Source organism: Cupriavidus sp. GW821-FHT07C08 (genome assembly GCF_059419025.1).
In genome coordinates this window covers 124040-136031 of sequence record NZ_JBWKQZ010000006.1, presented here as the reverse complement: position 1 = coordinate 136031, position 11992 = coordinate 124040, and the positions used below count along the sequence as shown (strand labels likewise).

The following is an 11992-nucleotide window of genomic DNA, read 5'->3' as shown; positions in this document are numbered from 1 at the left end:
CATGACCAAGACAATCGACAAGACCATGAGCGCGGCCGACGTGGTCGGCCAGCTCGCCGATGGCATGACCATCGGCATCGGCGGCTGGGGCCCGCGCCGCAAGCCGATGGCGCTGGTGCGCGAGATCCTGCGCTCGCCGCTGAAGGACCTGACCGTGGTCGCCTACGGCGGCCCCGAGGTGGGCATGCTGTGCGCGGCCGGCAAGGTGCGCCGGCTGGTGTTCGGCTTCGTCTCGCTCGACGTGATTCCGCTCGAGCCCTACTTCCGCCAGGCGCGCGAGCGCGGCGTGCTGGAAGTGACGGAGCTGGACGAAGGCATGCTGCAACTGGGCCTGCGCGCGGCGGCCGCGCGCCTGCCGTTCCTGCCGACGCGCGCCGCGCTGGGCACCGACGTGCTGGACCAGAACCCCCAGCTGAAGACGGTGCGTTCGCCCTATGCCGATGGCGAAGTGCTGGTGGCGATGCCGGCAATCGAGCTCGATGCCGCGCTGCTGCACGTGAACGACAGCGATGTGCTCGGCAACACCCGCATCGACGGGCCCGATCCGTTCTTCGATGAATGGTTCGCACGTGCCGCGCACCGCTGCTATGTGAGCTGCGAAACGTTGCACCCGCGCCTGGAGGATGAAGACCTGGCGCGCGCGCGCAACAACGCCTTCGAGCGCTCGCTGGTAAGCGGCGTGGTGCACGTGCCCGGCGGCGCCCATCCCACTTCTTGCGCGCCGGCCTACGGCTGGGACCTGCCCGCGCTGAAGGCGTACTGCGCCAGCGCCGAGGCCGAGGACGGCTTCCGTGCCTACCGCGACGAGGTGGTGGGCGCGAGCGAAGCGGCCTACCTGGAGCGCATCGGCGGCCTTGGCCACGTGCACGACCTGCCGCTGCCGGTACTTTGAACCGCCAACCCAAGGAGCGACCGTGAGCGCCACTTATGAATTCACCCGCGCCGAGCTGATGATTGCCGCCGCCGCCCGCGAATGGCGCGACGACGGCGAGGTGCTGGCCACCGGCATCGGCACCGGCCCGCGCATCGCCGCCGGCCTGGCGCGGCTTGCGCACAACCCGGGCCTGCTGCTGACCGACGGCGAGGCCTACCTGGTGGAAACGCCGGTGCCGCTGGGCCCGCGCGAGCCCGGCTACAAGGTGCGCGCCAGCGGCTGGATGGGCTACTCGCGCGTGTTCGACTGCCTGTGGGGCGGGCGGCGCCACGCGCTGGTGATGCCGACACAGATCGACCGCTTCGGCCAGGCCAATATCTCCTGCCTGGGCGGCACCCATGCGCAGCCCAAGACCCAGCTGCTGGGCGCGCGCGGCTTTCCCGGAAACAGCATCCACCACGCCAATTCCTTCTTCGTGCCGGCGCACAGCACGCGCGCGTTCGTCGCCGGTGAAGTCGACATGGTCTGCAGCGCCGGCTACAACCCGGCCCGCCAGCTGGAGGGTATGCGCAGCTTCGTTGACCTGCGCGTGATCGTCACCGACCTGTGCGCGATGGATTTCGGGGGGGCTGACCATGCCATCCGCGTGCGCTCGCTGCACCCGGGCGCGAGCTTTGACCAGGTGCAGGCGGCCACGGGCTTTGCGCTGGCGAATACACCCGGCGAGGCCCTGCCGGAGACGGCGCCGCCGACACCGGAAGAGCTGCAACTGATCGCCCAGCTTGATCCGCACAACCTGCGCGCGGCCATCGTGCGCGGCAATCCTTCCGGACGCGTGTGAGGCCGACATGACAACGCCAGCTATCGAAGCCATCAGCCTTGGCCCCAATGCCGAGGTGCTCTACCAGGTCGCGGACGGCATTGCCACCGTGACCATGAACCGGCCGCAGTTCCACAACGCGCAGAACTCCAGGATGACCTACGCGCTGGACGAGGCCTACCGGCGCGCCGCCGCGGACGATGCGGTCAAGGTGATCGTGCTGCGCGGCGCCGGCAAGCATTTCTCGGCCGGGCACGACATCGGCACGCCGGGACGCGATATCAACGAGTCGTTCGAGCGTGCCTCGCTCTGGTATGACCACGTCAACAAGCCGGGCGGCGAGTTCCTCTATGCCCGCGAGCAGGAGGTCTACCTGGGCATGTGCCGGCGCTGGCGCGAGCTGCCCAAGCCGACCATCGCCATGGTGCATGGCGCCTGCATTGCGGGCGGATTGATGCTGGCGTGGGTGTGCGACCTGATCGTGGCGTCGGACGATGCCTTCTTTGCCGATCCGGTGGTGCGCATGGGCATTCCCGGCGTCGAGTATTTCGCGCATCCCTACGAGCTGCATCCGCGCATCGCCAAGGAGTTCCTGTTCCTGGGCGAGCGCATGGGCGCCGAACGCGCCGAGCGCATGGGCATGGTCAACCGCGTGGTGCCGCGCGAAGCGCTGGAAGATACCGTCTACGGCATGGCCGCAAAGGTCGCGCAGATGCCGCGGCTGGGCCTGACGCTGACCAAGCAGGCGGTCAACCATGTGGAAGACCTGCAGGGCAAGCGCACCGCGATGGATGCCGTCTTTGCCTGGCACCACTTCGCTCATGCGCACAACGAACTGGTCAGCGGCGACAAGCTCGGCGGCTATGACGCGCGCGCCATGGCCGCTTCGCAACGCACCGGCGGCGAGGACAAGGCATGAGCACCGCGAGCCTGCACACCGTGCTGTGCGACCTGCTGGGCTGCCGCTACCCCATCGTGCAGACAGCGATGGGCTGGGTGGCGGATGCGAAGCTGGTGGCGGCCAGCGGCAATGCCGGGGCCTTCGGCTTCCTGGCCGGCGCCACCATTCCGCCCGGCGAGGTCGAGCGCGAGATCCTGCGCGTGAAGGCGCTCAGCGACAGGCCCTTCGGCATCAACTTCCACATGTTCCAGCCCAACGCGGATGAAGTGATCGAGATGGCGATCCGCCACCGGCTGCGCGCCGTCAGCTACGGGCGCGGCCCCGACGCGAAGATGATCGGCAAGCTCAAGGCGGCTGGCGTGGTCTGCATGCCGACCGTCGGCGCGGCCAAGCATGCGGCCAAGGCCGTGGAACTGGGCGCGGACGTGGTCACCGTGCAGGGCGGCGAGGGCGGCGGCCATACCGGCGGCACGCCGACGACGCTGCTGCTGCCGCAGGTGCTGGACAGCGTGAGCGTGCCGGTGGTGGCCGCCGGCGGCTTCTTCGACGGCCGCGGACTGGCTGCGGCGCTGGCCTACGGCGCGGCCGGCGTGGCCATGGGCACGCGCTTCCTGATGTCGGCCGAATCGCCGGTGCCGGCGCCAACGCTGGAGCGCTACGTCAAGGTGCGCGACCCGGCCAGCATCCGCGTATCGCTGGCCATTGACGGCCTGCCGCAGCGAATGATCGACAACGACCTGCTGCTGGCGCTGGAGAAGGCCGGTCCGCTGCGGCGCACCTGGCTGGCGCTGGCGGCCGCGCGCAAATGGCAGGCGCGTACCGGCATGCGCAGCGCGCAGATGCTGGCCACCGCCTGGCGCGCGATGCGCGAGCAGGACTACAGCGCCGCCCAGACCCTGATGGCCGCCAACGCGCCGGTGCTGATCCAGCGCGCCATGGTGGAGGGATGCCCCGATGAAGGCGTGCTGCCCAGCGGCCAGGCCGCCGCGGCGATCCGGGCCATCGAATCCTGCGAGCAGATCGTGGCCGGCATGGCCGCGCAGGCGCAGGCGCGCCTTGCGGCGCTGGCTGGCGCCGGACTGGCTGCAGCGGCCTGACACACAGACAGAGGAAACCATGCAAACGAACAAAAAGACCGGGCCGTTCCGCATCGACACCGCCGACGGCATCGCCGAACTGGTGATCGACCATGCGCCCGTCAATGCGCTCGACAGCGCCGGCTGGCATGCGCTGGCCGCCGCGATCGACCAACTCGGCACCGATCCTGCCGTGCGCGTGATCGTGCTGCGCGGCGAAGGCCGCGGCTTCTGCGCGGGCGTCGACATCAAGGAACTGGCCGCGCACCCGCAGCGCATCGTCGATGTCAACGCCGGCAACTACGCCACCTTCCGCGCCGTGCACCGCAATCCCAAGCCGGTGATCGTGGCCGTGCACGGCTTCGTGCTGGGCGGCGGCATCGGCATCTGCGGCGCGGCCGACATCATCGTGGCCGCCGACTGCGCGCGCTTCGGCGTGCCGGAGATCGACCGCGGCGCCATGGGCGGCGGCGCCCACCTGCAGCGCATGTTCGGCGTGCAGAAGGTCAGGGCGATGTACTTCACCGGCGAGATGATCGATGCTGCCGAGGCGTACCGGCTGGGCGCGGTCGAGCGCGTGGTGCCGCGCAGCGAGTTGCGCGACGCCGCCATGACGCTGGCCCGCCAGATCGCCGCCAAGAGCCCGGCCATGCTGCAGCTGGCCAAAGAAGCGCTCAACGGCGTGGAAGACGGCAACCTTGAGGACAAGTACCGCTGGGAGCAGGGCTTCACGCTGCAGGCCTATATGAGCGCCGATTCCGGCGAGGCGCGCGCCGCCTTCGTCGAAGGCCGCGAGGCCCGCTTTGCACCGGGGGAGCGCGATGCAGCTTGAGTACACCGATGCCCAGCGCGCCTTCCGCGCCGAGGTGCGCGACTGGATGGCCGCGCACGTGCCGCGCACGCCGCTGGCGAGCTTCGATACCGAAGCGGGCTTCGCCCAGCACCGCGCCTGGGAAGCCACGCTCAACCAGGGCCGCTGGAGCATGGTCACGTGGCCGGCCGAACTGGGGGGGCGCGGCTGCGACCTGATCGAGTGGCTGATCTTCGAGGAAGAGTACTGGCGCGCCGGCGCGCCGATGCGCGTCAACCAGAACGGCATTTTCCTGCTCGGGCCCACGCTGATGGAGTTCGGCACCGAGGCGCAGAAGGCGCGCTTCCTGCCGCGCATGGCCTCGGGCGAGCATGTCTGGGCGCAGGGCTGGTCCGAGCCGAACGCAGGCTCGGACATGGCCGCGATCCGCTGCAGCGCGATCCGGCAGGGCGATGACTATGTGATCAACGGCCAGAAGATCTGGTCGACGCGGGCGGTGTGGGCGGACTGGCTGTTCGGCCTGTTCCGCACCGACCCGGCCTCGACCCGACACCATGGCCTGACCTTCATCCTGATGCCGCTGGACACGCCCGGCATCACCGTGCGCCCGATCCGCCAGCTCAACGGCCAGACCGGCTTTGCCGAGATCTTCTTCGACGACGTGCGCGTGCCGGTGGAAAACCGCCTGGCCGCCGAAGGCGCCGGCTGGCAGGTGGCCATGGCCACCGCCGGCTTCGAGCGCGGCCTGATGCTGCGCTCGCCGGCGCGCTTCCAGGAAACCGCGCGCGCGCTGGTCAGGCTGTACCAGGCCAACCGAGAAGCGGCGGACCGCGACCCCTCGCTGCGCGAGGCGGTGCTGCGCGCCTGGATGGACGCCGAGGCCTACACGCTGTCCACCTACGCCACCGCGAGCCGCCTGGTGCGCGGCGGCCATATCGGCGCGGAGTCGAGCACGAACAAGGTGTTCTGGTCCGAGCTGGACATCCATATGCACGATACCGCGCTCGCCATCCTGGGGCAGTCCGCTGAGGTCGCGCCGGACGGCCAGCCGCCGGGTTCGCTCGGCCACTGGCTGGACGGCTTCCTGTTCTCGCAGGCCGGCCCGATCTATGCCGGCACCAACGAGATCCAGCGCAATATCGTCGCCGAGCGCCTGCTCGGCATGCCGCGCGCATGACGGCACCCGGGGAAAACACCATGGATTTCGCATTGACCGAAGAGCAGGAACAGTTTGCCGAGGCGATCCGGCGCTTCCTGATGACCGAGATGACGCCCGAACTGACGCGCGAGCTGTGGGCCACCGAGTCCGGCCGCTCCGACGCGCTGTGGCGCCAGCTCGCCAACCAGGGCCTGACCGCGGTGATGGTGCCGCAGGAGCAGGGCGGACTTGGGCTGGGCGAGGTCGAATGGGCGCCGCTGGCGCAGGCCTGCGGCTACTTTGCGCTGCCCGAGCCTTTGCTCGACACCGCGCTGGTCGCGGCCGGGCTGCTGCGTGACGCGCTCGCGGCGGCGCCTAACGCCTCGGCGCGCGAACGCTGCGCCACGCTGCTGGAGCGCATCGCCGCCGGCGATGCCCGCGTGGCGGTGGCGCATCCGCAAGAGCGGCTGGTCGCTGACGCCCATGTGGCCGACGCCATCCTGTGCGCGCACGAGGGTGCCGTGCACCTGCTGCGGCCGGACCAGGCCGTGCTGACGCCGCGCGCCGGGCTCGATCCTTCGCGCCGCTTGTTCGAGCTGGCGTGGACGCCGGCCGCTGATACCGGGCTGATCCCGTCCGGCAGCGGACTGTGGGACAGCGCGCTGAACCGCGGCGCGCTTGGCGTGGCCGCGCAGCAGCTGGGCCTGACCCAGCGCATGCTGGACCTGGCGATCGACTACAGCGCGCAGCGCAAGCAGTTCGGCAAGGCCATCGGCGCCTACCAGGCGGTCAAGCACCTGCTGGCCGACGTGGCGATCCAGCTCGAGTTCGCCCGGCCGGTGCTGCTGCGCGCCGCCGCCGCGCTGGCGCACGGCCTTCCCGATGCGGGCCTGCATGTCTCGCACGCGCGCGTGGCCGCCGCGCGCTGCGCGTGGAGCGCGGCGCGCCAGGCCATCCAGGTGCATGGCGCAATGGGCTACACCTGGGAGCTGGACCTGCAGATCTTCACCAAGCGGGCCTGGGCCCTGGCGGGAAGCTGGGGCGACCGTGCCTTCCACAAGGCGCGCATGGGCGCGCACATCCTTGACGGCGCGCATGACATCGGCGCCGGCGCCACCTTCGCCTGAATCCAAAGAGAACCAAGACCATGAAAGACGCCTATATCGTTGATGCCCTGCGCACGCCCACCGGGCGCCGCAAGGGCGGACTGTCGCACATGCACGGCGCCGACCTGGGCGGCTTCGTGCTGGCCGAGCTGGTGCGCCGCAACGGCATTCCCGCCGAGGACTATGACGACGTGGTGTTCGGCTGCGTCGACACCATCGGCCCGCTGGCCGGCAATATTGCCCGCAGCGCGTGGCTGGCTGCCGGCCTGCCGCTGACGGTGCCGGGCGTGACCGTGGACCGCCAGTGCGGCTCCTCGCAGCAGGCCGTGCACTTTGCCGCGCAGGCGGTGATGAGCGGCACGCAGGACGTGGTGATTGCCGGCGGCGTGCAGACCATGACGCAGATCCCGATCTCGTCGGCCATGCTGGCCGGGCAGGCGCTGGGGTTTGCCGACCCGTTCTCGGGCAGCAAGGGCTGGCAGGCACGCTTTGGCGATGCGCCGGTGTCGCAGTTCCATGCCGCGCAGCGCATAGCCGATCACTGGAAGCTGTCGCGCGAGGCGATGGAGGCCTACGCGTTGGCAAGCCATCAGCGCGCCGCTGCGGCCATCGAAGGCGGGCGCTTTGCGCGCGAGATCGTGCCGTGCGAAGGCGTGAAGCATGACGAGACCCCGCGCCCCGATACCACGCTGGCCAGAATGGCCGCGCTGGAACCGCTGATGCCCGGCAGTTCGCTGACTGCGGCCGTGTCCAGCCAGACCGCCGATGCCGCCGCCGCGCTGCTGATCGTCTCGGAAGACGCGCTCAAGCGCTACCAGCTCAAGCCGCGTGCGCGCATCGCACATATGAGCGTGCTGGGAGACGACCCGCTGTGGATGCTGACCGCGCCGATCCCGGCGACCAAACGCGCACTGGAGCGCAGCGGCCTGCGCCTTGCCGATATCGACGTGGTCGAGATCAATGAAGCGTTCGCCTCGGTGGCGATGGCGTGGCTGGCCGAGACCGGCTACGCGGCCGAGCGCACCAACCCCAACGGCGGCGCCATCGCACTGGGCCACCCGCTGGGCGCCACCGGCGCGCGCCTGATGACCACGCTGCTGCACGAGCTGGAACGAACCGGCGGGCGCTACGGCCTGCAGACCATGTGTGAAGGCGGCGGCCTGGCCAACGTCACCATCATCGAACGCTTGTAAGGAGAGCGCCATGGGAATCTGCGACGCACGCACCGTCATCATCACCGGCGCCGGCGGCGGGCTGGGCCGCGCCTATGCGCTGGCCTTCGCCGCCGAGGGCGCCAACGTGGTCGTCAACGACATCCGGCGCGAGGCGGCCGAGGCCGTCTGCGCGGAGATCCGCGCGGCCGGAGGCAGCGCGCTGGCCAGCGCCGACGACATCACGCAGCTGGCCACCGCGCAGCGCATCGTCGATGCCGCGGTCGAGGCCTTCGGCGAGGTCCATGTGCTGGTCAACAACGCCGGCATCTGCCGCGACCGCATGTTTGTCAGCCTGACCGAGGCCGACTGGGACGACGTCATGCGCGTGCACCTGCGCGGCCACTTTTGCCTGGCCAACCTGCTGGCCAAGCGGTGGCGCGATGCCGCCAAGGCCGGCCGTGCCGTCGACGCGCGCATTATCAACACCAGCTCCGGCGCGGGCCTGCAGGGTTCGGTCGGGCAGTCCAACTACGCCGCCGCCAAGGCCGGCATTGCCGCGCTCACGCTGGTGCAGGCCGCCGAGCTGGGCCGCTATGGCATCACCGCCAATGCGCTGGCGCCGGCGGCGCGCACCGGCATGACCGAAGACGTGTTCGCCGACATGATGCGGGCGCCGGAAGACGGTTTCGACTACTACGACCCGGCCAACGTGGCGCCGCTGGTGGTGTGGCTGGGCAGCGCCGCGTCCGCGCAGGTTAACGGGCGCATGTTCGAGGCGGCCGGCGGCATGGTCTCGGTGGCCGACGGCTGGCGCACCGGACCCAGGACCGACAAGGGATCGCGCCGGCAGCCGGCCGAACTGGGCGCAGCCGTGGCGGAACTGCTGGCGCAGGCGCAGCCGCCCCAGCCGGTCTACGGCAGCTGAGCGCGACGGCCATGGACTTCTCCCTGAGCGTCGAACAGCAGATGGTCCGCGACAGCGCGCGCGACTACCTCGCCGCGCACAGCCATTCGGCGGCGGTGCGGCGCGTGACCGAGGCGGGTGCCGCGCATGACGAAGCGCTGTGGCACGCGGTCGCGGGCGAACTCGGCTGGTGCGGCATCGCACTGCCCGAAGCCGTGGGCGGCGCCGGCCTGGGCGCGCCCGGGCTGGTGCTGCTGCAGGAACAGCTGGGCCAGCGCCTGGCCTGCGCGCCGTTCTGGTCCGCCGTGTGCGTGGCCGCGCCCTGGCTGCAGGCCAGCCTGGGCCCGCGTGGCAGCGCGCAGTGGCTGGAGCGGCTGGCCTGTGGCGAGCTGCGTGCCGCCGCGGTGCTGCCGGACGATGGCGGCTGGCAGTACGACGGCGTCGCCATCGGCGCGCAGGCAAGCGCGGATGGCTTCGTGCTGCGCGGCAGCGCTGCCCAGGTGGCCGATGCTGCCGGCGCCGACTGGCTGCTGGTGCCGGCCCGGCTCGAAGACGGCGTGCCTGCGCTGTTCCTGCTGGAACCAGCAGCACTGGCACAGGATGCGCGATTCATGCTGGCGCCGCTCGATACGCTGGACCGCACGCGGCCGCTGGCCGCGCTGCGGCTGGACGGGCTGCCCGTGCCCGCCAGTGCCTGCCTGGCGCGCGCGGACGCGGCGGCCTTCGGCCTGGCCCAGGCCTGGTGGCACGGCAAGCTGATGCTGGCGGCGGAGCAGCTTGGCGCGGCCCAGCAATGCCTGGACCTGACCGTGGCCTATGCCTCGGAACGGATCCAGTTCGGGCGCGCCATCGCCTCGTTCCAGGCGGTCAAGCACCGCTGCGCGCAGATGATGGTGCTGGTCGAGGCGGCGCGCTCGGCGGTGTATGGCGCGGCGCAGGCGTGGGAAACGGGCGAGGTGGCCGATGGCACCGGCATCCGCCTCGACATCGCCGCCGCGTCCGTGGCCGCCGACGATGCCCTGCGCTTCTGCGCGCAGGAGGCCATCCAGTTGCATGGCGGTGTCGGCTTCACCTGGGAATACGACCCCCAGCTCTATTTCAAGCGCGCGCAGGCCGCCAGCCACTGGCTGGGCGGTGCCGGCGCGGCGCTGGCGTATCTCGCAGCAAATGGCCCGCACGCCTGGAGGACAGCATGACAGCGAATCAAGAGGCGGCATTCCGCGCCGAAGTCGCGCAGTGGATGGCCGCCAACCTGGCCGGCGAGTTCGCCTGCCTGAAGCACCGCGGCGGCCCCGGCGACGAAGAGGCCTATCCCGAACTGCGCAAGGCATGGGAGCGCCGGCTGGCCGAAGGCGGCTGGACCGGCCTGGGCTGGCCGCGCGCGCATGGCGGGCGCGAGCTGCCGGTCATGCAGCAGGTGATCTTCCATGAGGAATACGCGCGGGCAGGGGGGCCGGGCCGCATGGGCCATATCGGCGAGGGGCTGATCGGCCCGACCCTGGTCGCCTTCGGCACCGACGACCAGAAGGCGCGCCTGCTGCCCGGCATCCTGAACGGCACCACGTTCTGGTGCCAGGGGTATTCGGAGCCTGGCGCGGGCTCGGACCTGGCCAATGTGCGCACGCGGGCGGAGCGCGATGCGGCCACTGGCGACTGGCTGGTGAGCGGCCAGAAGGTGTGGACCTCGCTCGCGCACGATTCGGACTGGATCTTCGTGCTGGCGCGCTGCGAGCCCGGCTCGCGCGGCAGCAAGGGCCTGATCTTCCTGATGCTGCCGCTGGACCAGCCCGGCATCGAGATCCGGCCGATCCGCCAGATGGGCGGCGGCGCCGAATTCAACGAGGTGTTCTTCGACGGCGCGCGTGCCGCCGCCGCCGATGTGCTGGGCACGCCCGGCGATGGCTGGCGCATCGCCATGGCGCTGCTGGGCTTCGAGCGCGGCATCTCCACGCTGGGCCAGCAGATGCAGTTCACGCATGAACTGGAGTGGGTGGCGCAGGCCGCGCGCGACAACGGCAGCAGCCGCGACGCGCTGGTGCGCCAGCGCATTGCGCGCGCCTGGGCCGGCCTGCGCGTGATGCGCGCCAATGCGCTGCGCATGCTGGCAGGCGCGGCGCAGGCAGGCCAGGACGGCGGCACCGCGCTGCAGCGCGAGGCGCTGATCTACAAGTACTACTGGTCCAACTGGCACCGCGACCTGGGCCAGCTGGCGCTGGACGTGCTGGGCCCGCTGGCCAATGTACTGGACGCCGGCGACACGCGCCGCACGCGGCTGCAGCAGATGGCGCTGTTCTCGCGCGCCGACACCATCTACGCCGGCACCAACGAAATCCAGCTCAACATCATCGCCGAACGCGGCCTCGGCATGCCGCGCGAAGCACGAGGACAGCCATGACCCTGAACACCGAAATCCCCAGCGCCCCGGCCTATGTGCCCGGCCATCAGCTGCTCGCCGGCAAGAGCGTGCTCATCACCGCCGCGGCGGGCGCCGGCATCGGCTTTGCCGCCGCGCGCCGCTGCGCGGAGGAGGGCTGCCGCGCGCTGATGATCTCCGACGTCCACCAGAAGCGGCTGGACGAAGCGGTCGGGCGCCTGCGCGCGGAAACCGGCCTGCAGGCGATTCATGGCCAGCTTTGCGATGTGTCGGATGAAGCGCAGGTGCGCGCACTTGTGGCCGCCGCCGAAGAAGCTTTGGGCGGCACCGACGTGCTGATCAACAACGCCGGCCTGGGCGGCTCGCGCCGCCTAGTTGATATGGACGATGCCGAGTGGTCGCGCGTGATCGATATTTCCCTCACGGGCACCTTCCGCATGACGCGCGCGATGTTGCCGCACATGCAGGCGCGCCGGCGCGGCGCCATCGTCAACAACGCCTCGGTGCTGGGCTGGCGTGCGCAGAAGGAGCAGTCGCACTACGCCGCGGCCAAGGCCGGGGTGATGGCGCTGACGCGCTGCAGCGCGATGGAGGCCGCCGAATTTGGCGTGCGCATCAATGCGGTGGCGCCCAGCATCGCGCTGCACGACTTCCTGAAGAAGTCGGCGCCGGCCGACCTGCTGCGCCAGCTCAGCGAGCGCGAAGCCTTCGGGCGCGCGGCCGAGGTGTGGGAGGTGGCCAATGTGATGGTATTCCTGGCCAGCGACTATGCCTCGTACATGACGGGCGAGGTGCTGCCCGTGAGCAGCCAGCGGGCTTGAAGGGAAACAGTTG

At 70.7% G+C, this 11992-nt stretch carries 12 protein-coding genes; all 12 read left to right on the top strand.

Annotated elements, in window-relative coordinates; all coding sequences use genetic code 11:
* The first annotated feature begins 1 nt into the window (after position 1).
* From AC07UK_RS10300 to AC07UK_RS10245, 12 genes are read left to right on the top strand one after another with little or no spacing between them, the layout of a single operon-like run.
* Positions 2-892 carry a CoA transferase subunit A gene (locus AC07UK_RS10300; RefSeq protein WP_436223965.1) on the top strand — a complete coding sequence of 297 codons (891 nt, stop codon included), beginning with the start codon at positions 2-4 and terminating at the stop codon, positions 890-892.
* A 22-nt stretch (positions 893-914) separates the two neighbouring features.
* Complete coding sequence (locus AC07UK_RS10295) at positions 915-1715, top strand: CoA-transferase subunit beta (protein ID WP_436223964.1); 801 nt, start codon at positions 915-917, stop codon at positions 1713-1715.
* Positions 1716-1722: 7 nt separating this feature from the next.
* Positions 1723-2613, top strand: a complete 891-nt coding sequence (locus AC07UK_RS10290; RefSeq protein ID WP_436223963.1) for an enoyl-CoA hydratase — start codon at positions 1723-1725, stop codon at positions 2611-2613.
* The gene (locus tag AC07UK_RS10285; protein WP_436223962.1) at positions 2610-3692 is read left to right on the top strand and encodes an NAD(P)H-dependent flavin oxidoreductase; all 1083 of its coding nucleotides are present in this window, start codon (positions 2610-2612) and stop codon (positions 3690-3692) included. The genes AC07UK_RS10290 and AC07UK_RS10285 overlap by 4 nt, the downstream gene beginning before the upstream one ends.
* 19 nt (positions 3693-3711) lie before the next feature.
* The gene (locus tag AC07UK_RS10280) at positions 3712-4503 is read left to right on the top strand and encodes an enoyl-CoA hydratase family protein (protein ID WP_436223961.1); all 792 of its coding nucleotides are present in this window, start codon (positions 3712-3714) and stop codon (positions 4501-4503) included.
* Positions 4493-5659, top strand: a complete 1167-nt coding sequence (locus tag AC07UK_RS10275; protein ID WP_035826634.1) for an acyl-CoA dehydrogenase family protein — start codon at positions 4493-4495, stop codon at positions 5657-5659. Before AC07UK_RS10280 ends, AC07UK_RS10275 begins: the two co-directional genes overlap by 11 nt.
* Positions 5660-5679: 20 nt before the next feature.
* The gene (locus AC07UK_RS10270; protein WP_436223960.1) at positions 5680-6747 is read left to right on the top strand and encodes an acyl-CoA dehydrogenase family protein; all 1068 of its coding nucleotides are present in this window, start codon (positions 5680-5682) and stop codon (positions 6745-6747) included.
* Between the two features lie 20 nt (positions 6748-6767).
* Positions 6768-7919, top strand: coding sequence for an acetyl-CoA C-acetyltransferase (locus tag AC07UK_RS10265; protein ID WP_436223959.1), 1152 nt, complete (start codon positions 6768-6770; stop codon positions 7917-7919).
* 10 nt (positions 7920-7929) lie between these two features.
* A complete protein-coding gene (locus tag AC07UK_RS10260; protein WP_436223958.1) occupies positions 7930-8805 on the top strand; it encodes an SDR family oxidoreductase in 876 nt (291 codons plus the stop codon).
* 11 nt (positions 8806-8816) lie between these two features.
* On the top strand, positions 8817-9980 hold the full coding sequence (locus tag AC07UK_RS10255) for an acyl-CoA dehydrogenase family protein (RefSeq protein WP_436223957.1): 1164 nt from the start codon (positions 8817-8819) through the stop codon (positions 9978-9980).
* Positions 9977-11179 carry an acyl-CoA dehydrogenase family protein gene (locus AC07UK_RS10250; protein WP_436223956.1) on the top strand — a complete coding sequence of 401 codons (1203 nt, stop codon included), beginning with the start codon at positions 9977-9979 and terminating at the stop codon, positions 11177-11179. The genes AC07UK_RS10255 and AC07UK_RS10250 overlap by 4 nt, the downstream gene beginning before the upstream one ends.
* On the top strand, positions 11176-11979 hold the full coding sequence (locus tag AC07UK_RS10245) for an SDR family oxidoreductase (protein ID WP_114135378.1): 804 nt from the start codon (positions 11176-11178) through the stop codon (positions 11977-11979). Before AC07UK_RS10250 ends, AC07UK_RS10245 begins: the two co-directional genes overlap by 4 nt.
* The last annotated feature ends 13 nt before the right edge of the window (positions 11980-11992 follow it).

Bases quoted from the DNA above. Each gene is read 5' to 3' on its own strand.
- AC07UK_RS10300 (WP_436223965.1), top strand. From the start codon at position 2: ATGACCAAGACAATCGACAAGACCATGAGCGCGGCCGACGTGGTCGGC.
- AC07UK_RS10290 (WP_436223963.1), top strand. From the start codon at position 1,723: ATGACAACGCCAGCTATCGAAGCCATCAGCCTTGGCCCCAATGCCGAG.
- AC07UK_RS10285 (WP_436223962.1), top strand. From the start codon at position 2,610: ATGAGCACCGCGAGCCTGCACACCGTGCTGTGCGACCTGCTGGGCTGC.
- AC07UK_RS10280 (WP_436223961.1), top strand. From the start codon at position 3,712: ATGCAAACGAACAAAAAGACCGGGCCGTTCCGCATCGACACCGCCGAC.
- AC07UK_RS10275 (WP_035826634.1), top strand. From the start codon at position 4,493: ATGCAGCTTGAGTACACCGATGCCCAGCGCGCCTTCCGCGCCGAGGTG.
- AC07UK_RS10270 (WP_436223960.1), top strand. From the start codon at position 5,680: ATGGATTTCGCATTGACCGAAGAGCAGGAACAGTTTGCCGAGGCGATC.
- AC07UK_RS10265 (WP_436223959.1), top strand. From the start codon at position 6,768: ATGAAAGACGCCTATATCGTTGATGCCCTGCGCACGCCCACCGGGCGC.
- AC07UK_RS10260 (WP_436223958.1), top strand. From the start codon at position 7,930: ATGGGAATCTGCGACGCACGCACCGTCATCATCACCGGCGCCGGCGGC.
- AC07UK_RS10255 (WP_436223957.1), top strand. From the start codon at position 8,817: ATGGACTTCTCCCTGAGCGTCGAACAGCAGATGGTCCGCGACAGCGCG.
- AC07UK_RS10250 (WP_436223956.1), top strand. From the start codon at position 9,977: ATGACAGCGAATCAAGAGGCGGCATTCCGCGCCGAAGTCGCGCAGTGG.
- AC07UK_RS10245 (WP_114135378.1), top strand. From the start codon at position 11,176: ATGACCCTGAACACCGAAATCCCCAGCGCCCCGGCCTATGTGCCCGGC.